Source organism: Psychrobacter sp. S1-30-MNA-CIBAN-0213, from assembly GCF_040309845.1.
GTDB lineage: Bacteria > Pseudomonadota > Gammaproteobacteria > Pseudomonadales > Moraxellaceae > Psychrobacter.
The window spans coordinates 58,922-79,339 of sequence record NZ_JBEOPE010000013.1; the positions used below are offsets into that span (position 1 = coordinate 58,922).

Annotated in this window: 14 protein-coding genes and 2 tRNA genes; 8 read left to right on the top strand and 8 right to left on the bottom strand. The window is 43.0% G+C overall.

Annotation, left to right across the window (positions count from 1 at the left end; translation table 11 throughout):
* Positions 1-17: 17 nt before the first annotated feature.
* From AAEY87_RS11620 to gltX, 6 genes are all read right to left on the bottom strand, one after another.
* Positions 18-1,415 carry a solute carrier family 23 protein gene (locus tag AAEY87_RS11620; protein ID WP_350657305.1) on the bottom strand — a complete coding sequence of 466 codons (1,398 nt, stop codon included), beginning with the start codon at positions 1,413-1,415 and terminating at the stop codon, positions 18-20.
* Positions 1,416-1,980: 565 nt separating this feature from the next.
* Positions 1,981-3,039: a hypothetical protein gene (locus AAEY87_RS11625; RefSeq protein WP_068038489.1), complete on the bottom strand. Its 1,059-nt coding sequence runs from the start codon at positions 3,037-3,039 to the stop codon at positions 1,981-1,983.
* Between the two features lie 452 nt (positions 3,040-3,491).
* Positions 3,492-3,567: transfer RNA gene (locus AAEY87_RS11630), tRNA-Glu, on the bottom strand.
* 157 nt (positions 3,568-3,724) lie between these two features.
* Positions 3,725-3,800: transfer RNA gene (locus AAEY87_RS11635), tRNA-Ala, on the bottom strand.
* 122 nt (positions 3,801-3,922) lie between these two features.
* Complete coding sequence (locus AAEY87_RS11640) at positions 3,923-4,282, bottom strand: hypothetical protein (RefSeq protein ID WP_350657307.1); 360 nt, start codon at positions 4,280-4,282, stop codon at positions 3,923-3,925.
* A gap of 124 nt (positions 4,283-4,406) precedes the next feature.
* Complete coding sequence (gene gltX, locus AAEY87_RS11645) at positions 4,407-5,945, bottom strand: glutamate--tRNA ligase (RefSeq protein ID WP_350657308.1); 1,539 nt, start codon at positions 5,943-5,945, stop codon at positions 4,407-4,409.
* Positions 5,946-6,235: 290 nt separating this feature from the next.
* On the opposite strand from gltX, the gene rsmH reads away from it, so the two are divergent.
* The 7 genes from rsmH to AAEY87_RS11680 all read left to right on the top strand — a co-directional run bounded on the left by rsmH (position 6,236) and on the right by AAEY87_RS11680 (position 15,781).
* Positions 6,236-7,408, top strand: coding sequence for a 16S rRNA (cytosine(1402)-N(4))-methyltransferase RsmH (gene rsmH / locus AAEY87_RS11650; protein ID WP_350657309.1), 1,173 nt, complete (start codon positions 6,236-6,238; stop codon positions 7,406-7,408).
* A gap of 257 nt (positions 7,409-7,665) precedes the next feature.
* Positions 7,666-8,148 (top strand): cell division protein FtsL, encoded by a 483-nt coding sequence (gene ftsL, locus AAEY87_RS11655; protein ID WP_068038479.1) that lies wholly within the window; start codon positions 7,666-7,668, stop codon positions 8,146-8,148.
* On the top strand, positions 8,145-10,253 hold the full coding sequence (locus tag AAEY87_RS11660; RefSeq protein WP_068038475.1) for a peptidoglycan D,D-transpeptidase FtsI family protein: 2,109 nt from the start codon (positions 8,145-8,147) through the stop codon (positions 10,251-10,253). Before ftsL ends, AAEY87_RS11660 begins: the two co-directional genes overlap by 4 nt.
* A gap of 149 nt (positions 10,254-10,402) precedes the next feature.
* Positions 10,403-12,013: a UDP-N-acetylmuramoyl-L-alanyl-D-glutamate--2,6-diaminopimelate ligase gene (locus AAEY87_RS11665; protein ID WP_502945473.1), complete on the top strand. Its 1,611-nt coding sequence runs from the start codon at positions 10,403-10,405 to the stop codon at positions 12,011-12,013.
* A 98-nt stretch (positions 12,014-12,111) separates the two neighbouring features.
* Complete coding sequence (locus tag AAEY87_RS11670; protein WP_350657311.1) at positions 12,112-13,560, top strand: UDP-N-acetylmuramoyl-tripeptide--D-alanyl-D-alanine ligase; 1,449 nt, start codon at positions 12,112-12,114, stop codon at positions 13,558-13,560.
* A 3-nt stretch (positions 13,561-13,563) separates the two neighbouring features.
* Positions 13,564-14,682, top strand: coding sequence for a phospho-N-acetylmuramoyl-pentapeptide-transferase (gene mraY, locus AAEY87_RS11675; RefSeq protein ID WP_350657312.1), 1,119 nt, complete (start codon positions 13,564-13,566; stop codon positions 14,680-14,682).
* Between the two features lie 136 nt (positions 14,683-14,818).
* Complete coding sequence (locus AAEY87_RS11680; RefSeq protein ID WP_350657313.1) at positions 14,819-15,781, top strand: putative RNA methyltransferase; 963 nt, start codon at positions 14,819-14,821, stop codon at positions 15,779-15,781.
* A 160-nt stretch (positions 15,782-15,941) separates the two neighbouring features.
* Here the strand turns inward: AAEY87_RS11680 and cls are convergent, their stop codons facing one another.
* Both cls and AAEY87_RS11690 read right to left on the bottom strand, forming a co-directional pair.
* Positions 15,942-17,417 carry a cardiolipin synthase gene (gene cls, locus AAEY87_RS11685; protein ID WP_350657314.1) on the bottom strand — a complete coding sequence of 492 codons (1,476 nt, stop codon included), beginning with the start codon at positions 17,415-17,417 and terminating at the stop codon, positions 15,942-15,944.
* Between the two features lie 200 nt (positions 17,418-17,617).
* A complete protein-coding gene (locus tag AAEY87_RS11690; protein WP_350657315.1) occupies positions 17,618-18,016 on the bottom strand; it encodes a hypothetical protein in 399 nt (132 codons plus the stop codon).
* A 788-nt stretch (positions 18,017-18,804) separates the two neighbouring features.
* Here AAEY87_RS11690 and AAEY87_RS11695 point away from each other — a divergent pair.
* On the top strand, positions 18,805-20,349 hold the full coding sequence (locus tag AAEY87_RS11695; protein ID WP_350657316.1) for an alanine/glycine:cation symporter family protein: 1,545 nt from the start codon (positions 18,805-18,807) through the stop codon (positions 20,347-20,349).
* Positions 20,350-20,418 lie beyond the last annotated feature (69 nt).

Here is a 20,418-nt window from a genome sequence, read left to right on the forward strand (position 1 = left end):
TTAATCAAAGCGTTTTATTAATAGTCTTTATCAACAGAGTCAACGTTACTATCTGAAAGAGAATCTGCTTTCATCTCTTTGCGCTGTCTGGCACTCGGTCTTTCGATCAAGATATAGAGTACGATACCGATCACAATTGCGTAAATCGTTGATTGCGCTGCAGGCATGGCCAAAGTCACCGCTACGATACCAGCAACACCGCGCTCAGCGGAGTTTTTGAGCTGTTCAATACCGACCATGATACAAATATAAGCGGTCAATAATAGCGTCAATGATAACGCGATGGGTAATACAGGCTTAAACAGCGTGACCAATGGCAGCATAAATATCGCCACCAGTCCTGTCCACCAGAATGTACCGCCGCCACTATAGATGGAGTCCATCGCCTTCCGACCTAGCGCATAGCGCTCCGCAAGCGTAGCATGAGCAGCAGTCCAGATAGGTCCAGCAAGTCCTGGCCATGGTGCAAATAGAGCATGTACACCATTACGGATACCTGTGACCACGTGGATACGAGTAATATTGGTCTCGATTTTTTCGTCAGGGCGGATACTGTCCACACGCTCGCTCAGCGCTTTACCCACCAAGATATCACCAAAGGCGATGACATAAGCAATCATTGCGGTAGGGAAGGCCAATAAGAAGACACTAATATCAGGCATACCGACGTTAAATATAAGATAGTCGGTCATCAGGCCAAAGTTCGGCTGGGTAATGCCCCATTCAATATCGGGCAGAGGATATTCACCGATAGCCCAACCAACGACCATAGCAACCAACATACCTGAGATCATACCCAGGTTAGCTAGCATTTTTGCATAGCGATTGCTCTGAATCTTATCTTTAAAAGAAACTGAAAACAGCACGTAAGCGGAGATAATCGCGCCAATGATTAGTGAGACTGGTGTAGCTTCAACACGGCCACCTACTTTGATCTCACCCATCAAGGCGGCGATACCTGCACCAATGATGATACCGGCTTTTAAGGAGTTAGGAATAAAGCTTACTAAGCGATTACCAAATCCGGTAAGACCTAACACAATGAAGATTAAAAACACCTCTAACTGGAGTACAAACATCGCTTGTACAGCTTGAGGTCCAGGCTCAAAAGCTTGCAGATATAAAAGGACGACCGGGATAGCAGGCGTAATCCAGCCCGGTACCAATGGCACACCAAGCAATGATGGCAATAGATACATTAGCCCTGCGACCACACAAAATGCCAGTGCCGCATCATATGGCATGCCCAGATATTGCTCTAACAAGGGAATCATGCCAAGGCTGACCACGAACATGAACAAACCCTGAATCATCTCAGGGATTTCCCAACGGTAATGTACAAAGGGTAGGCGTATTTTGAAGGGACCGGCAGGCCAATAAGGCTGTTCTTCACCGTGCTTACGAACGATAGCCATCGTCTTAAATCCTTTTAAGTAAGTATTTTATGGAGCTAGCTTTAATTTAAATTGGTTAGAATTTTTCTCTTAAAATAATAAAGGGTAAATAATCCCATTGAATAGTATTGACCAATTATATAGTCGATACTAAATAAAATGGATACGTTATTTAATAACGCAAAACTGGTATAAATTTTTCTGGCTTACTGTGCCTACGCCGACAGAGGCTACAAAAAATTCACCCCAGTCCCGCTGTATCTTTTTCATATTGGACTGACTATAAGTACTGTTTGGCTAAACCTTTTGAAAAAAACTCTTATTTGAAAGTTGGTTATAGATTTATTAAAAATAATTAAGCGAAATTAATAGTCAAACTGCTTTTGGATATTTTTCGAAAAATATGATACGTGGTTAAAATGATTAAAGCAATTATGCTTGTAAGGAAAAAAGCCCAGTCACAGTATATTGTGGCTGGGCTTTCTGTTTATAATTTATATCCTATAACTCATATCTATTAGTAAGATATATTAAGAATATCCGTCAGTAATAAATATCTCATAACTCACTTATTCGGCTTAACATCTTATTTAACGTTGTCACCCCAAGTTACGATAGGCTTAGTTAAACGATGATTCGATGCTGCACTTTTGGCACCAACGATACTTGCAAGGAAAGTTAAAATAGTACTGATTAACCAAAATAGACCACTATACAATGCTGCTTTACGAGCAACGTCTTCAGCTTGTTGTAAGTTTTGATCTACCGTTTGTTGCGCCTGTGCGATGTATTGCTCAGTTTTCATTTTATACTCGTTGAATGACTGTACTACTTCTGAACGTACTTCAGTAGCCTGCGCTTCAGTCAAACCTTCTTGCTGTAAGCGATTGATAAGTTCAGGGCCTTGTAGCGTTTGTTCGATAGATGCCATACGTTGTTTAGCATACTCATCAATATGACGCCATGTATCGATACTCGTGAAGTCCATATCAGCCACTTCAGTTTTAGTTTCGTTTACCAACTCATCCAATACATTGGTTGTTGCTTGGATTTGCTGATCGTTTAAGTTTTGAGTATTCTTGGCGACCAGAGCACTGATATCTTCTTTACTAATGTTTCCAGATACCGTTTGATAAACTTCTTGCGCTTTTTGTTGAACTTGTTGGACTGTACCTTCTGGTGCTGCAATCGCTGCCGTACTTGCTGCTGATGTGCCAGCTGCTGCTACACCGCCTGCTGTTTTTGCTACTGTACTAACCGTACTACCAACTGCATTACCAGCTGAGGCTAGGATGCCAGTGGCACTACTAAGAGTGAAAAACGTGGTTAGTAATACAATTAAAGCGGCAGTAAGCATACCCGTTAGAGTAGCGTCTTTTGGATCGACATCTGTACCGTCGCCGAATAAGGCTTCAGGGGCTGAGTATTTAATCGCAAAAAAACCTGCTACATAGGCACTGACTAATGCAGTGATAGCAGCATAGATACCAGCTGCGATACTGGTGCCTTTTAGATCAAAAGGGATAAATGAGCTTAAAACTAAGGCGATGGCAATCATTGCCATAACAACAATCAGTCCCATCACGAGACCTGCTAGCACACCGCGCCATGATGGGCGACGTTGGGGCGTATAGGTAGGTAACATAACAATTCCTTATCACATGTTATTTAAATGCTAGTTTGCATATTGCTGTCATTAATTCTTATACAGAGGTTTATAAATATCCTCTGATAAGTACAACGCAATCATATTAAAAAGGTAGTTATATTCATAATACAGTTAGGTAGAAAAACACTAACATTGTGTATAGAGATGTTAATCTGTGTCACCAAATCAGTTGAGCGTAAACTTGTGTGGATTTGTCGTTAATACGGTTAACTTATTGATTGTAAAGTTGAAATTTATTACTTTCGGAAAAACGAATATATAAAATGAGAGGTTTTTAGAGAGGCAGTTAAAGCTATTGGATAAAAGACAGACATAAAAAAATCCCAGTCATAATAAATTATGACTGGGATTTTTAGTGGTACGCTTATTAGTCTAATCTTATGCTTAAAAGGTGCTAAGCAAAAGTGCTAATAAGTGACGCCGAATAGTGGCGTCCCCAGGGGGATTCGAACCCCCGTTACCGCCGTGAAAGGGCGGTGTCCTAGGCCTCTAGACGATGGGGACGCATAGAGTGTTATAACCAATGGTTACAACGGTACTTCACAATATCAGATAGCTTATCTATTAATAATAGAGCAAGCATTGCCTAGGTGCTGATATCGTCCTACTAGCGAGTATTTATTATAAAATTCAGTAGTACTGAGCTTTGCTATAAATAGTATGGTGGAGCTAAACGGAGTCGAACCGTTGACCCCTTGCATGCCATGCAAGTGCTCTACCAACTGAGCTATAGCCCCTCGCTAAGAGTGTGCGTATTTTAGGTAAGAGTGGCAGTGTTGTCAACAGCTATTTTAAAAATAGTTCATAAATATGCTAAAAAATACGTTTAAAGCTGTTTTATTAGCGTTATGAGTTCAAATTAACGTGGGTTTTGCTTGATAGCTATCTCTTTTAGGGCTTTGTCGGTAAAAAACTCTTCTTCACTGCCATCAGAGAAAACGATGGCGCAACATTCAGTTGGGATATATTGACCGCCTTTTTCTCGGACAGTGCTTATGCCTTTAAAGCCTATAATCTCAGACTCGGTTAATCGCGCTGACTTATTATAATCACAGTAAGTTGTATATATCCACTTTAGGTCTTCAAAGTCTTGCCCTGTCGTAAGGGTAAGTTTTGCATCATAAAGCTCTTTTACGATCGCATCATAGTATTTCTGCGCTTCTTTTAGCGTGTTAAAGACATAATCTTTGCTTTCTATTGTGATGGTTTTGGCGGCCATATTTATTTCCAATTAACGTAATGCTGATATCAATGTAAAGAGGGGTCAGTATTAGCCTGACCCCTCTTGTAAATTAACTAGCTGTATTACTAATTAATAATATTATCAACTAACAAGTGAAAAACTATTCAGCAGCCAAAAAGTCTGGCAACTCTGCCGCTTGTTTCTCAAGCTTTTTCAGTTTCTTTTTACCCAACCCGCCTAGTACATCAACCGCATGACGCAAGCGTGTCAGGGTCATGTCAGCGCCGATAATCGCCATAGAGTTCATGACTGGCGTCGATGAGGTGCTGCCAGCGATAGCGATAAAGAACGGTGCCATAAAGTCACGCATCTTAATATCAAGATGGGCAGCAAGACCTTTGAGCGTGGCGTAGATATTTTCTTCCGACCAAGTTGGTAAGGTCTCTAACTGCCAAAGAGCCAGTTGTAGCATTTCTACAATTTGCTCAGGCGTCAATGATTTATGCGTAAAGCTCTCAGCATTAATATCAGGTAGGTTTTGGAAATAAAAGCCACTCCAATTAACCGCATCAGACAATAATTCAATACGAGGCTGAATAGCGGCGGCGATAGCGGTTAATTTATCGCTGTTACTTGCCCAGTCGAGGATTTTATTTTTGAGCTGTTCAGGCGTTAAGGCACGTAGCCATTCTGCATTTAGCCAGTTAAGCTTTTCGATATCGAAGATAGGGCCGCCAAGTGAGACGCGCTGAATATCAAAACTAGCAATCATTTCATCTAAAGTGAATTTCTCAGCGTCATTAGGCATCGAGTAGCCCATACGACCTAGATAGTTAAGCAGCGCTTCAGGTAGCACACCTGCATCACGGTAGTAAGTAATAGAAGTTGGGTTTTTACGTTTCGACAGTTTTGATTTATCTGGGTTACGCAGTAGCGGCATGTGGCAAAGTACCGGCATCTCCCAACCAAAATAGTCATAAAGCAGCTGATGCTTAGGCGCAGAGTTTAGCCACTCTTCACCGCGCATAACGTGACTGATGTCCATCAAATGGTCATCGACGACGTTAGCAAGATGGTAAGTCGGCATGCCGTCGGTTTTTAGTAATACCTGCATGTCTACTTGCGTCCAAGGAATCTCAACAGTACCGCGTAGCATATCTTCAACGTGGCAGACGCCTTCGGTCGGTACGCGCATACGAATCACATGCGGTTTGCCCTCATTGACCAATGCACTAGTTTTCTCAGGGGCCAAATGAGCACAGCGTCCATTATAGCGTGGAGTCTCGCCATTGGCCATTTGCTGAGCGCGCATGACATCTAGCTCTTCGCTAGTACAAAAACAGCGAAACGCATTGTTGCTATCTAATAGCTTCTCAGCATGTTCTTTATAAATGTCACTACGCTCACTTTGACGATAAGGGGCATGCGGGCCACCGATGTCTGGACCCTCGCTCCAATCCAGACCGACCCAGCGCAGTGCGTCCAAAATCATTTGTTCAGATTGTTCAGTTGAGCGGGTTTGATCAGTGTCTTCGATACGTAAAATAAATTCGCCGCCATGAGCTTTAGCAAAGGCTAAGTTAAATAGCGCGATATAAGCGGTCCCTACGTGAGGAAAACCAGTAGGCGATGGGGCAATACGGGTACGAACAGGGCGTTTGCCGCGAGGAGCAGTAGTGGTTTGAGTCGACGTTTGCATGATAGAGGTCTCAGAATATAGTTATTAATGAAAATGGCAGCAAAAAATAGCAATGATAAATGTAAATGAAAGATTTACATGAAAAATACGAATGAAACAATAGACGTTAAACTAGAAAAATAGCGTAAAATATAGCGCTAGTATAACAGAGAGATGTGATATTTTTAATGAAAAGGCCTTCTAGTGCTTGACTACAGATATATCCTTGCGATAATAACGCTAGGTAAGTCATAACTTGTTTATTTTCATCTAATTACTGGCCTTATTGGTCGTCATCTATTGAGTTGTTTGTGTCACTATCAAAACCTAAGTCAAAAACTAAGCCAAAATCTAAACCAGATTCTAAAGCCAACCCTTCTTCTACCGCTGATATCGAGTCAGTGGTGAGCCCGTCTTCTATGGAAAATATTTCTGCTCAAGATGCCACTGAGCAAGTGGATCAAACTATTGATCAACAGCCTAGTCAAGGCGATATTACGTCTGACGAATTGAATTTTGTACATGATGCAGTGCTATTGCAAGAGGCGGTCGCAGCGGTATTAGGTGTCAAATCACTACCTAATAGAGCAGAAGGTGAAGCTGGCTTACAGGCGAATGGCATCTATGTTGACGCAACCTTTGGGCGCGGTGGGCATAGCCGGCTATTATTAAGTCAGCTTGCCGATGATGCACAGCTGATTGTCTTTGATAAAGACCCAACCGCTATTAGCGTTGCCCAAGAGCTGGCAGGTGCAGATAGCCGCGTGCATGTGATTCATGATAGCTTTGCTACCTTGACGGACAGTCTAGCTGCAATGGGCATCACTCAAGTCGACGGTCTTATGGCAGATTTAGGCATCTCATCACCACAGATTGATGATGGCAGTCGTGGTTTTAGCTTTATGCGTGATGGCGCTGTCGATATGCGAATGGATACTAGCCGCGGGCAGTCAGTGGCTGAATGGCTTGAACAGGTTGATGATGAAACCTTAGCTAACGTGCTTTATGGATTTGGCGAAGAGCGCCACAGTCGCCGTATCGCCCGTGCTATCAAGCAGATGGACAGCTACAAGTCGACGCTTGAGCTAGCAGAAGTCATTAAAGTTGCTCATCCCAATTGGCAACGCGGTAAGCATCCTGCCACGCAAAGTTTTCAGGCCATGCGTATTTTTATCAATAATGAGCTTGGCGATGTTGATGACTTTTTAGAACAAAGTATTCCGATTTTAAAATCAGGCGGACAGTTGGCAGTCATCAGTTTTCACTCATTAGAAGATCGCCGTATCAAACAGTTTTTGCAGCGTCATAGTAAAGGGCAGTATCCGGAAGACGAAAAGTTGCCGATGCCGCCCAATCGTCCGCGCTATTTTAGTAAACCTAAACGTGTCGGTCCAAGCAAAGAGGAAGTAAGTCATAACCCACGCTCGCGCAGTGCATGGTTACGGATGGCGACTCGTACCGATACCGATTATTATATGCGGTAGAACAGTAAAGTATATATGACAGGCATCTAGTCGCTGTTCCTTATATCAAATATGAATAAATGTCTTAATAAATACGCTACTGTTAAAGAGCTGTAAATATTATCTGCTAGGCTCAGCAGTTAACTTTTTATTTGGTTGTTTTTTAGCCAGTTAATGAGTGTGTTTGGTTTTATATTTTATTGATGGTGCTGATGAATTGTTTGTAATTCTAAAACAATTAGCGCTTTTACACTTTAAGTTCACTTTTTGAGATCGTCATGGCAATATCTGACAAACCTGCAAACCGCCGCGCCGCTATGTCTAATACTACCGATGTCGGCGAACTATTCGCGCGTCGATTTAATGTCGTCAGTATTTATGTGGTCGTATTATTGCTATTAGCAGGTGCTATCGTGTGGAGCGGTATCAAAACAGCCGAAGACGTTCAGCAATATCATCAGGATTATAGAACCTTGCAAGATATGAAAAAACAAGAGCGTAAGCTACAAGTTGAACACCAACGCCTATTAATCGAGCAGCAAACCTTCAGTGCGACTCCGCAAATTGCCAGCCGAGCTGTCGCCGAGCTAGGTATGTATTCACCAACGCTTAAAGATAAACTGATTATCCAGCCAGGGGTTGCTAACGCATTGGTACCAGTGGTGACTAATGACTCAGATGAGGATGATTCGTACGCCAACGGACCACGAGCTTCTACGGATTTGTCTCCTGATGTTCCGGTAGTGGAGGCAGGACAATGAGTGATAAAAAATCAACAGATAATGGAAAAAGCTCAGCGAAAAATACCAGCAAAAAGTCAGCTAGCGGTAAGGTTATAAAGCCCTTACGTCGTGCTAGCGCTGCCAAATCAGATAGCAAAACTACAAATAACAAGTCCGCAAATAATAAGTCTGCAAAAGCGGATGATCGCGCTGGCAAACTATTCGGTCGCCTAAAAAAGAATGAAACTCAAGGCGCTTATACCAGTGTTAAAAACCGTAAGAAAATTATTTTTAGTAAAGCCTCTGGTGCTTCATCGCGTGGTGGTTTTGAGAATGATAAAAACCGTTTTCGTACTATCTGGGGAATTGCGCTGGTTGTATTAGGTTTGCTCATAGCACGCGCCTATTATCTGCAAGTAGCTAACGCGCAATTTTATCAAGATAAAGGTAATGAGCTTATTACTAGTGTGCGCACTCAAAAATCCTATCGCGGTATGATTACCGATCGCAACAAGCTACCCCTCGCAGTCAGCGCACCGCTTGCAACAGTATCGTTTAGCCCGCATGATTATGCGCGCGAATATTACGAGCTCAATCGCGTCAAAATTGCCAATCCTGAAAGTCCGCAGCTACAAGCACGTATGCAAAAGCGCTTAGACAATATGGATCTGACTCGCTTAGCTGCCGCTGCTAACATTCCAGTCAGTGAGTTAGAAAAAGTGGTCGCTATTGACGACAGTATCGACGTCACAGATGAAGAAGCGGTAAAAGCTGCTTTACCATCGGGAGCGGGCTCACATTATTTGCCGTTACTTAATAAGGTCACACCTGAGATTGCCCAAAGTGTTAGCTCGCTTGATTTTCCTGGGGTTTATGAAAAGAATTTCTTTCAGCGCTATTATCCGCAGCCACAACCCAATTCGCAATTATTAGGCTTTATGGGACAAAATTCTAGCGATCCTGAAGGTGGTTATGAAGGTCGTGCAGGTATTGAGCGCCAATATGAAAAAACCCTAGCAGGTGACGATGGCAAGGTGTTGGTATTAAAAGATGCTAAGCAAAACAGCCTAAGAGAAATTAAGCAGATTGAACCGGAAGTTGCAGGGCAAGATGTGGCGTTGACTATTGATTCGCGTTTGCAGTATTTGCTCTATAAAGAGCTGGAAAAAGCAGGGCGCTTGCAGCAAGCACGTTGGTCAACGGGTATGGTCGTTGATGTTCAAACAGGCGAGGTACTAGCGTTATCGACATGGCCATCGTTTAACTCTAATAATCTTAATGAGATGACCGGCGAAAACCAGCGTAACCGCGCGTTACTTGACGTTTTTGAGCCAGGTTCGGTGATGAAGCCCTTTACCGTCGCTGCAGCTTTAGACTCTGGTAAATATACTGCTAATTCTCTAATTGATACCAACCCGGGCTCTATTCGCGTCCGTGGCTATACGATTCGTGACCATAATAATCTAGGAAGGATTAATATGGCCACGCTACTACAGAAATCTAGTAACGTTGCCTCGACTAAAATTGCCCTGTCTCTACCGCCTGATGCCATTACCAATATGCAAAAGCAATTTGGCTTTGGGTCAAAAACCCCATTAGATTTCCCTGGTGAAGGCAGTGGCTTGGTTGTTACACCAAAAGAGAAAGAAACTGCTCGCCGCGCGACTGTCAGTTATGGCTATGGTTTACAAGTAACACTGGCACAGGTAGCGCAAGCTTATGCAGCATTGGCAGCAGGTGGGGTTATGCATCCATTAACGTTAACCAAGACTGACAAGCCGTTACCAAGTAAGCGTATTATGGAGCATGAGCAGGCGATGTCGATCGTCAAGATGCTTGAGGCAGTTACGGAGCCGGGCGGTACAGCAAAAGCAGCGGCCATTGATGGCTACCGCGTAGCTGGTAAAACAGGTACTTCGCGCCGGATTAACCCAGATGGCGGTTACTATACTGACCAATATCGCAACGTCTTTGCTGGTATGGCGCCTGCATCCAATCCGAAACTCGTGGGCGTGATGCTCATCGAAGACCCACGTGGTCAGATTTATGCAGGTTTAACAGTAGCGCCAGTTTTTCATAATGTTATGAGAGAGGCTTTACGCTTGTATAATGTGCCTTTAGATAAGCCTTTACAGACTGAGTAACTGTACATGACAGGAATCAAATGACTGATATCAAAATTTAGGTATTGTTTTTATAAATTATCAACAATACCTGCAGTTTTGAAATCGCTATTTGTCACTGTTCAACACGCCTTAATCTTTCAATTTTCTTAATCGTCTAGGATTTGCCCATGACCACATCATCACACGACGCTGTTACGTTGCAACAACTTATAGATAGCAGTAGTAGTGACGAGTTAGGGCGACAATTATCAAAGATGGTGCAAAATGCAGATAATCCAGACGCGATTGCCAATACGGTTTTTCAAGATTTACGTCTAGATAGTCGACATGTCGCTAGTGATGACGTATTTATCTTGTTAAAGAGTCAGACGCAACAAGGTCAAGACTATCAAAAAATCCGCGACTATCTGTCGCAAGCTGCCAAGTGCGCTGCTTTTATCTTATCGGAAATTAATCTATTAGATTTATTCGACAATACCAATGTACTGCCATGCCCCATTCTGTACGTACCAAATATCCGTGATTTTTTAGGTGGTTTAGTGCAAGCACGCCTGCAATATCAGCAGCTAGTAGCATTGCCAACTGTCGTCGCGGTGACAGGCACTAATGGTAAGACGACTATTAGCCAATTAGTAGCGCAGTTAGGACAGCTGGCTGGTATGAACAGCGCGGTCATGGGAACGGCAGGTAATGGCAAGCTTGGTGCACTGACACAAGCCAGCCATACCACTGGTGATTCCTTAGTGGTTCAGCAGTTTTTATATCAAATGGGTGAGCAAAATGCTGATCTACTGGTGCTTGAGGCTAGCTCGCATGGACTTGACCAGCAGCGCTTGCAAGGCGTACCAGTAAAAGTCGCCATTTATACTAATTTGAGCCGCGATCACTTAGATTATCATGCAGATATGGCAGAATATGTCGCTGCCAAAGCCAAGCTATTTGATAAAACTCACTTCCCAACCTTGACGCACGCTATCATTAATATCGATGATGAGTATGCGAAGGTAATGATCGACACCGCACAAGCTAGTGGTCTGATCGTATGGACCTACAGTTTGCAAACTAAAGCTAATAGCAATGCTAATTTTATCGCCACTGACATTGAGCCGAGCCTACAAGGTGTGAAAATCGCTCTACGCAGTGCACTGGACGATAGCCAATCTACTAATATCAATATTGTTAGCCCTTTATTAGGACGTTTTAATGTTGCCAATTTACTAGCGGCGATTGCAGCAGCGGTCGCATTAGGTATCAGTCTTGAGCGTGTTGCCAGCTTAGTGCCACAGCTACAAGGCGCAATCGGACGTATGCAGCGAGTACCGTCAAATGATGGCTGCTTTATTGTGGATTATGCGCATACGCCTGATGCTTTGACGCAAGTGCTAGATAGCCTAAGAACGCATTGCCGTGGACAACTATGGGCAGTGTTTGGTTGCGGTGGTGACCGCGATGCTGGCAAGCGCCCACTGATGGCACAGGCAGGATTGTCGGGTGCTGATCAAGTGATATTAACTGCAGATAATCCGCGCACTGAAGATCCTAATATAATTTTGCAAGACATGCAGGTCGGCATGAGTCCAGAACAATATCAGCGTACTCATATCGAACCTGCCCGCCAACAAGCAATTGAGTATGCAGTGAGTCATGCCAATGACGATGATATTGTCGTTATCGCTGGGAAAGGCCATGAGACTTATCAGGAGATTAACGGTGTCCGTCATGATTTTGATGACAGCGTTATCTTGCAGCAGGCATTACAGCAAGCCGGACGCATCTAGATAATTAATTCCTCATACGGCTAAATATAGCCACATGAAAAAACAACAGATAGATAAAAAATAACGAAATAAAGTCGTCACCATACAAGGCAATCACTATGACAGCTGGCAACAATAACACCATTCAGTCGCAAGGACTTTATGTCTGGCAAGCAGATAACTTGCTGGCAGCTACCGCGGCACTTGGCAGTCACTGGCAGGTAGCACAGATAGAGCAGGCAGGGCAATCAGGCACAGAGATTGGAGTCAACAGCAATCGCATTACCACTGATACACGTACCATCAAAACAGGTGATATATTTTTAGCATTAAGTGGCGACAACTTTGACGGGCACGATTATATCAATGTCGCTGCCGCTCAAGGTGCTGTCGCAGCAATTGTATCGCGCCCGATTTCTACTAGTATTCCGCAGTTAGTGGTTAGTGATGCGCGCTTGGCATTGGGGCAGCTTGCCGCATATAGACGCAATCAGCATCAAAACCTTACAGTCATTGCTATCACTGGCTCTAGTGGTAAGACTACTTGTAAAGAGATGCTAGGTAGTATCTTTGGTCGTTTGGCACCGACACTCATTACTCGTGGCAACCTAAATAATGATTTGGGTGTGCCGATGATGCTTCTTGAGCTATCTGATCATCATCGTTATGCAATCTTAGAGCTAGGCGCCAACCACATTGGTGAGATTGCTTATACGACTGAGATTGTCCGTCCTGATGTGGCGTGTATCTTAAATATTGGTACGGCACATTTAGGTGAATTTGGCAGCCGTGAAGGTATATGTCAGACCAAAGCTGAAATTTATCATACTTTAAGTGATGCACAATTTGCTATTGTCCCTGATAAAGATGACTTTACCAACCAACTGCGCCGTATTGCTGAAAAGCATACCTCACATGTGATTGGTTTTGGCAATACTGACGTGAGCGCCAGCCATTTAGACGTAGAGCCTGAACGCAGTGAATTTAAGCTGCATATTGGCAATAGTGTTCATGATATTAATCTGCCACTTGCCGGCGAGCATAATGTCAATAATGCCTTAGCCGCCGCTGCTTGTGCCTATGCGTTAAATATCGACATCAGCGATATCGTTGTCGGACTAGAAAATGCTCGCCCAGCAAAGGGTCGTTTAAATAGTCAGCTGCTCGGTATGCACAGGCTTATCGATGATACTTATAATGCCAATCCACACTCCGTACGTGCCGCAGCAAAAGTATTGGCGGCGCAAACTGGTACGCAAGTTATGGTATTGGGTGATATTGCTGAGCTAGGCGATGCTGCTGTCAGTGAACATCAAAGCCTTGGCCGTACTATCGGTGCGACAGGTATCGATGTACTGCTGTGCGTAGGCGAATATGCTGCGTATAGCGTTGCTGGTGCGGAAGAAGTTAGTGCGATTAATGCACATGCTTTTGATGATAAAGAAAGTCTACTGCAGTACTTGCAGCAGTTTTTGCAAGCGCAGCAAGCGCAACCTTGTACTGTATTGTTCAAGGGTTCTCGTTCCATGGAAATGGAAACACTTATTGATGCGCTAGTCGAGGAGTAGGCGGTGTTAGTTTGGTTGTTTGAATGGCTTGGTCAGTTTTACACACCGTTTTTTGCGGTTTCTTCGTTGACGCTGCGGGCGCTACTTGCGGTCATTACCGCACTTAGTTTTAGCTTGTTTTTTGGTGGGCGGGTCATCCGTCACCTGCGCTCACTCAAGTATGGTCAAGCGGTCCGTGACGATGGGCCGCAGTCACATTTGATTAAGACCGGTACGCCAACGATGGGCGGGGTATTAATTCTGACCTCTATCGGGGTAGCGACATTACTGTGGGCGCGACTGAGTAATCCTTATATTTGGATTCTGCTCATTGTGATGATTATCTTTGGCGCTGTCGGTTGGGCAGATGATTGGCTAAAAATTAAATATAAAAACCCTCAAGGCCTTATTGCTCGCAAAAAGTATTTTTGGTTGTCGATTGGTGCGTTGTTCGTAGGGGCTTCACTCTACTATATTGCGACGCTACAGCCCGATATGGCAATGACGCGTGAGATGCAGGATTTATTGATTCCTATCTTCAAAAACTTAACGATTCCATTCTCTGCGATTCCATTTGGCATCGGTTTTATTATCTTTACCTATTTTGTCATTAATGGTGCTTCTAATGCGGTCAATTTAACTGACGGCTTGGACGGCTTGGCTATCTTACCGATAGTGCTAGTGGCAGCAGGTTTGGGTGCGATGGCATACGTATCAGGTGACGTTAGATTTTCGGCATACTTGCACGTTCCTTATATCGCCTATAACTCTGAAGTTATTATCGTCTGCGGCGCAATGATTGGTGCTGGTCTTGGATTTTTATGGTTTAACGCTCATCCAGCACAAGTTTTTATGGGTGACGTAGGCGCACTGGCACTTGGCGCGATGCTAGGTACGATTGCAGTAATGACGCGACAAGAGATTGCTTTTGCCATTATGGGTGGTCTATTCGTTGCCGAAGCACTGTCAGTTATGATTCAAGTGGGTTCATATAAGCTACGTAAGAAGCGGGTGTTTCGTATGGCACCACTGCATCATCACTTTGAAGAAATCGGTTGGAAAGAGACTCAAGTGGTCGTCCGTTTTTGGATTATTGCTATCGTCTTAGTGGTATTAGGTTTAATGACCTTGAAGTTACGTTAGCTTTAAACCTTGATTAGCTTAATAAAAAGCCATCTCCGATATATCGAGATGGCTTTTTTGTCATTTAATGATGGTTAATGTCGTCCGTTGTGGCTTAATTTTGCTAATATGCTCATCAAATATATCTGAACTTGAGATGCCTGTGTCCTTATTTACTTGTCCTATTTGTCATTCGCCATTGCAGCCTGCTAAAGATACGTGGCGCTGTGATGGTAGCCTGCACCCCAAGCAAACCTCGCATCCATTTGACATGGCAAGACAAGGTTATGTCAACCTGTTACCAGTCCAACAAAAAAAATCCAAAGCACCTGGTGACAGTCAGCAATCTATTGATGCTCGTCAGCGATTTTTGGACGCAGGATACTATGAGCCTCTGCAAGCATTAATCTGTCAGCAACTGACGCAGTTGTTGGGACAAGGCAAAACAGCAGCTGAGCCTAGTAAAAAACCAGTACGCTGGCTAGATATCGGTTGCGGAGAAGGCTATTACACGCAGGCAATGGCGCAAACTGGTATGGATACTCTAATTGCTGCTGATATTAGTAAGCCTGCGCTCGCCAGCCTTGCTAAAGTCAGTAAAGCGGCTAGTTGCCTTTGGTATCAACAAGATATGGCAAATAAAAAGATAGAAGCTGAAAATACAAAAACCAAAACTGCTGCTATTTATCCGCTAGTGACCAGCGCCGCACACTTGCCATTACGCGCCCATAGCATAACGGGTATCAGCAGTATATTTAGCCCCATATTGCCAGAAGCATTTGCAACAGTCTTAAAAGATGATGGTTATTTGTTGATTGCCAAGCCTGATATAGGGCATTTGGCTAGTATACGTGAGGCATTATTTGACAGCGTCCGTGAGCATGATTCTGATAAATTCTTACCTACTTTAGCGCCTTATTTTGAGCTTGTAGACACGCATAATATTAGTACATCACTAAGCTTATCGGCAGGTGCATTAGCAGACCTTTTGACTATGACGCCTTATGCTTATCGCGCTCGTGCTGAGAATCGTCAAGCTTTGCTAGCCAGTGCTGAGACCGCACCATTTATGACTGAAGCAAAATTTGTAGTATATGTTTTAAAAAAACTCACCACTTAAAAATAAAGTTAATAACTTTATATCGTCAGTCCTAAATAAAAGAAGTACAAATATTATAACCTGCGACTGGTATAAATTTTTCTTGCTTGCTGTGCCTACGTAGACAAAGGCTGCGCAAAATCTCTCCCAGTCGCACTGTATTTATTTTATAGTGGATTGACTATAGTATAGGTCCCATTGTGGCAACGACATTATTCCAAATCCGATAAGGTAGCGGCCAGTCCTTTACTTGTTCGAGCTTTACCTCATCGGAGTCTGCGATATACTGATATTGGCGTTCGATAATGTCAGCAGTCAAAGCCTTATCGCTAAACACAATATTGTTTTCATAGTTCAAATCAAAGCTACGCAAATCTAAGTTGGTCGAGCCAATCAAACTGATTTCCCCATCAATGGTCAAAGTCTTGGCATGCAACAAACCTGGTCTATATTCATAGATTTTTACCCCTGCTTGCAGCAATTGCCAATAGTAGCTGCGACTGGTCGCTGCTACTACCAACGAATCATTATTCTTTGGGAAAATCATCGTGACTTCTACGCCGCGATAAGCAGTGGCACATAAGATACTGACCAGCGAATAATCTGGTACAAAGTAAGGGGTTGAGATAGTTAAAGTGTTCTGGGCTTGGCTGATAAGAGCACCCAAAAACTGCGGGCTCGATCCATGCCGTTGGGTCGGGCCATCCGCGAAAACTTGGGCAGCAAAGCCTTGGTGTTTTGAATTTTTCTGACATTGCGTATTAGATTCAGTATGAGACTCGGTATAATAAGGAAAGCTATCAAGCGGTGTATCTGGATTTTCAGTCAGCCAATCGCTAGCAAAGAGCATTTGATTTTGTGCGACTACTGGCCCCTCAACCCGCAGCATAATGTCCACCCATGGCGCAAATTTTGGTTTTACTCGAAACTCAGGGTCTGCGCAGTTGCGACTACCAGAGTAGCCAATTTTACCGTCAATAACAGTGATTTTGCGGTGATTACGCAGATCAATACGGCTCAGTAAGAGTACTTTTATTATATTGTTAATCGGTAGCGCAACACTGAGCTGTACGCCTGCGTCTTTCATCTCTTGCCATACCTTCGAGCCAACCATCTTGCGTGAGCCCATTCCATCGACCATCGCGCGGCAAGTGACACCGCGCTTAGCTGCACGTATCAACGCTTGTGCAGTATCGATACCCATGCCATCGATTAACCAAATATAGTACAGCACATGAATATGATCGGTTGCCGCATCAAAATCTGCAATCATACGCTTACGTGTAGCTGCTGCATCTGCCATCAGCTCAGCACGATTACCCAATGTAGTATGAAAACCAGTCACATTAGCTGAGTAAGCGAAAGCAGCGTGATACTCTGGTTTGACAGCCTCTATTAATGAGGTGTCATTGCCGAGCACTTCAGGGTTGCTACTGTGTAGCCGATCGATAATTTGCTCGTATTTACGTGTAAATTCGCGTCCCAAATGAATTTCGCCAAACATCCAATAGATGACCACGCCAATATACGGCAGCACAAATAAAACGACTAACCAAGCGAGCCGTGCCGATGAAGTTAATTCATGACGCGCCAGCACTCGTAAGGATATAAGCAGTAATAATATAAAGTGAATGGTGAGCAAGATATCCAATACCATAGCGCGGTCCGTTATTTTTTATTGTTATTCATATTGATTGGTTTTTATTACTATTGATTAATAGTGCTCAAGGATTATAACGTACTCTGTATTGAAATGCTTTTTACTCAGTAGTGGTATGTTCAACAAAAAAAGCGCACCAGAGTTAACGGGTACGCTTTTTATTAGGCTTATATAGGTAATATAAAAAGGCGCTAACCTTACTGATTCATATGTCCATCTTTATTCATCATATGCCCGTCTTTATTCATCATATGACTGTCTTGATTCATCATTTGCCCGTCCTTCTGCATATGTTGAGAGCGCATTTGTGTGAGCTTTTGACGCTGCTCTGGGGTCAGTATTTGCATCATAGCATTGTGGTTCTGCATATGATTACCACTGTTATTTTGTCTCATAGCTTGCATTTGAGCTCGTTGATCAGCAGTCAAATTGAGCTCTGACATCATATTTTGCATCTGGGCCTGCATTTGTCCTTGGTTATGATGCTGCATAGCAGGTGCTGACGTAGCATCTTTAGCTTCTCCAATGTTGGCGCAGGCAGTGATTGCAAATAGGCTAGAGACAGCTACTATTGAACTTAGTAATAATTTTTTCATAATGTTATCCTTTTTTCGTTTATCAATTTTATTTCGAAAATGTTTTAGATATAAAAGATTATTATTCCGACATCTTAATGTTGTATTGGGCTTTGGTTACTAGAGTAGAGTGTCCAATATCTACATACCCATCATAAACGTTAGATAAGTGGTAAGTGTTTTTGAGGTATTAAGAAAGGTAACGATTGCCACTTAATTGTATATTATTAAGCATTCTAGGGCATGTCCTCAATCTGAACGAATAAACCTCTAATGGGCTAAAAATGGCTATATTTCCGTCAATCTTTGAAAATTTCTAGAAAATATGTTCATATTCTCTGCAGAATTTCCTTTGATTGACAAAAATCTATCTCATTTTGATCACCATTATCAAAATGAGGACACGCCCCAGTAAATCCATGTCAATAGAGTGGATTTTTTAATTCTATCATATTAGGCAATAGAGCTGGAAAAGGCGTTCATTAAAGTTAACCATTATTAAATCTGTCATCTTCAAAAAAAATTAAATATCATTTAATTCAAACAAAACCGATTAGAAAACTGTCTAGCAATTATCCCCAAATTATGCCAAATTGCAGCTTCTTAATTGTTCGCTGCTATCTTCGTATGATTCTTATGGATAGATATCAATAGTATTCGCAATAAGCCGAGGGGCTGAATAAAGAAAAATCATCGTTCATTTGCAGTGATATAGAGGTTCTTACTCTTTATTTTAATGACAGTGACAATATTAAAACTAACGCTAACGCTACAAACCAACACTATTAGACAGTATTAGGAATCGACACATGGAAGGTTTAGTCAATACAATAAACGGAGTCATTTGGAGCTCTGCGCTAATCTACTTGTGCTTGGGAGCAGGTCTGTTTTTTTCCATAGTGACACGCTTTGCACAAGTGCGTCTTTTTGGCGAAATGATACGTCTCATATTCAAGGGCAAGGCCAGCCGCGATGGCATCTCCTCCTTTCAGGCATTGACTCTATCTTTAGCTGGACGCGTAGGGATGGGCAACATAGCTGGAGTAGCAGCTGCTATTGGTTTTGGCGGACCGGGAGCGGTGTTCTGGATGTGGGTGGTCGGTTTCTTAGGCGCCACTACTGCCTATATTGAAGCGACTCTAGCGCAGATATATAAAGAAAAAGACGCGACCACTGGTGAGTATCGCGGGGGACCAGCCTACTATTTTGAAAAAGCGCTCGGTCAGCGTTGGTACGGTATCGTTTTTGCGATTACTGCTATTATAGCTCTCAGTATATTTTTACCCGGTATTCAAACCAATGGTGTGGTCAATGCCGTCACCCAAGTAATGGGCGAAGGCACCAATCTAAATATTTTGGGCGCAAATGTGAGTGGCATGCGTCTAGGTGCGATAGCTCTTATCCTAGTCGTTTTCGGTATTATCATCTTTGGTGGTATCAAGCGCATTGCAACTTTTACTGAAATTGTAGTGCCATTTATGGCAATCGGCTATATCGTTTTGGCTTTGATAATCATGCTCATCAATTTTGAGATGGTTCCACAAGTATTTGGCTTAATCGTTAGTGACGCTTTTACTGCCCAAGCGGGGCTAGGAGCAGCTATCGGTTGGGGTGTCAAACGTGGTGTTTACTCTAGTGAAGCTGGTCAAGGTACGACACCTCATGCTGCTGCTGCTGCTGAAGTTGATCATCCCGCACAGCAAGGATTGGTACAGTCATTTTCTGTCTATATCGATACGCTATTGGTTTGTTCTGCAACTGCCTTTATGATTTTGACAATGGGAACCTATAACATTCAAGGAACCTTGCCTGAAGGACAGTATCTAGTACAAAACGTAATAGCTGGTACTGAAATTAACTCTCCTGCTTTTACTCAGATGGCAATGGAATCAGTCTACGGTACTTTTGGTAATATTTTTATCGCGGTTGCCGTATTCTTTTTTGCCTTTACCACTATCTTAGCCAACTACTACATTGCTGAAGTCAACGTGGCCTATTTAACACGCTCTATTAGTCCTAAAGCCAATAGAATAGGATTATTTCTCGTTAAAATATTGACGATGGCAATGATTGCCTATGGTGGTCTTAATTCAGCAGGTTATATTTGGGCTGTTGGTGATATTGGGGTGGGTCTAATTGCGTGGTTAAACATCGTCGGAATTCTGCTTATTTTCTTTATGGCGCGTCCTGCACTAAAGGCTCTCAAAGATTACGAGATGCAGCGCAAAGCGGGAGTCACTCGCTATACTTTTGATCCTACTAAACTGGGTATCAAAAATGCCCTATATTGGGAGAAGCGTCATCTAAAAGAGCAACCATCTCCCAAGGAAGCGCTAATACGTAAAGAGTCCTAATAATGTATTGGTAATCAACGCTATCAGCTATTAGCGGTTGAAAGCACCTGCATAAAAATAAGCTTAAAG

What these genes read in the sequence shown, in the direction of transcription:
- AAEY87_RS11620 (WP_350657305.1), bottom strand. Translation starts at nt 1,415, where the DNA reads ATGGCTATCGTTCGTAAGCACGGTGAAGAACAGCCTTATTGGCCTGCC.
- AAEY87_RS11625 (WP_068038489.1), bottom strand. Translation starts at nt 3,039, where the DNA reads ATGTTACCTACCTATACGCCCCAACGTCGCCCATCATGGCGCGGTGTG.
- AAEY87_RS11640 (WP_350657307.1), bottom strand. Translation starts at nt 4,282, where the DNA reads ATGGCCGCCAAAACCATCACAATAGAAAGCAAAGATTATGTCTTTAAC.
- gltX (WP_350657308.1), bottom strand. Translation starts at nt 5,945, where the DNA reads ATGCAAACGTCGACTCAAACCACTACTGCTCCTCGCGGCAAACGCCCT.
- ftsL (WP_068038479.1), top strand. Translation starts at nt 7,666, where the DNA reads ATGGCAATATCTGACAAACCTGCAAACCGCCGCGCCGCTATGTCTAAT.
- AAEY87_RS11660 (WP_068038475.1), top strand. Translation starts at nt 8,145, where the DNA reads ATGAGTGATAAAAAATCAACAGATAATGGAAAAAGCTCAGCGAAAAAT.
- AAEY87_RS11665 (WP_502945473.1), top strand. Translation starts at nt 10,403, where the DNA reads ATGACCACATCATCACACGACGCTGTTACGTTGCAACAACTTATAGAT.
- AAEY87_RS11670 (WP_350657311.1), top strand. Translation starts at nt 12,112, where the DNA reads ATGACAGCTGGCAACAATAACACCATTCAGTCGCAAGGACTTTATGTC.
- AAEY87_RS11680 (WP_350657313.1), top strand. Translation starts at nt 14,819, where the DNA reads ATGCCTGTGTCCTTATTTACTTGTCCTATTTGTCATTCGCCATTGCAG.
- cls (WP_350657314.1), bottom strand. Translation starts at nt 17,417, where the DNA reads ATGGTATTGGATATCTTGCTCACCATTCACTTTATATTATTACTGCTT.
- AAEY87_RS11690 (WP_350657315.1), bottom strand. Translation starts at nt 18,016, where the DNA reads ATGAAAAAATTATTACTAAGTTCAATAGTAGCTGTCTCTAGCCTATTT.
- AAEY87_RS11695 (WP_350657316.1), top strand. Translation starts at nt 18,805, where the DNA reads ATGGAAGGTTTAGTCAATACAATAAACGGAGTCATTTGGAGCTCTGCG.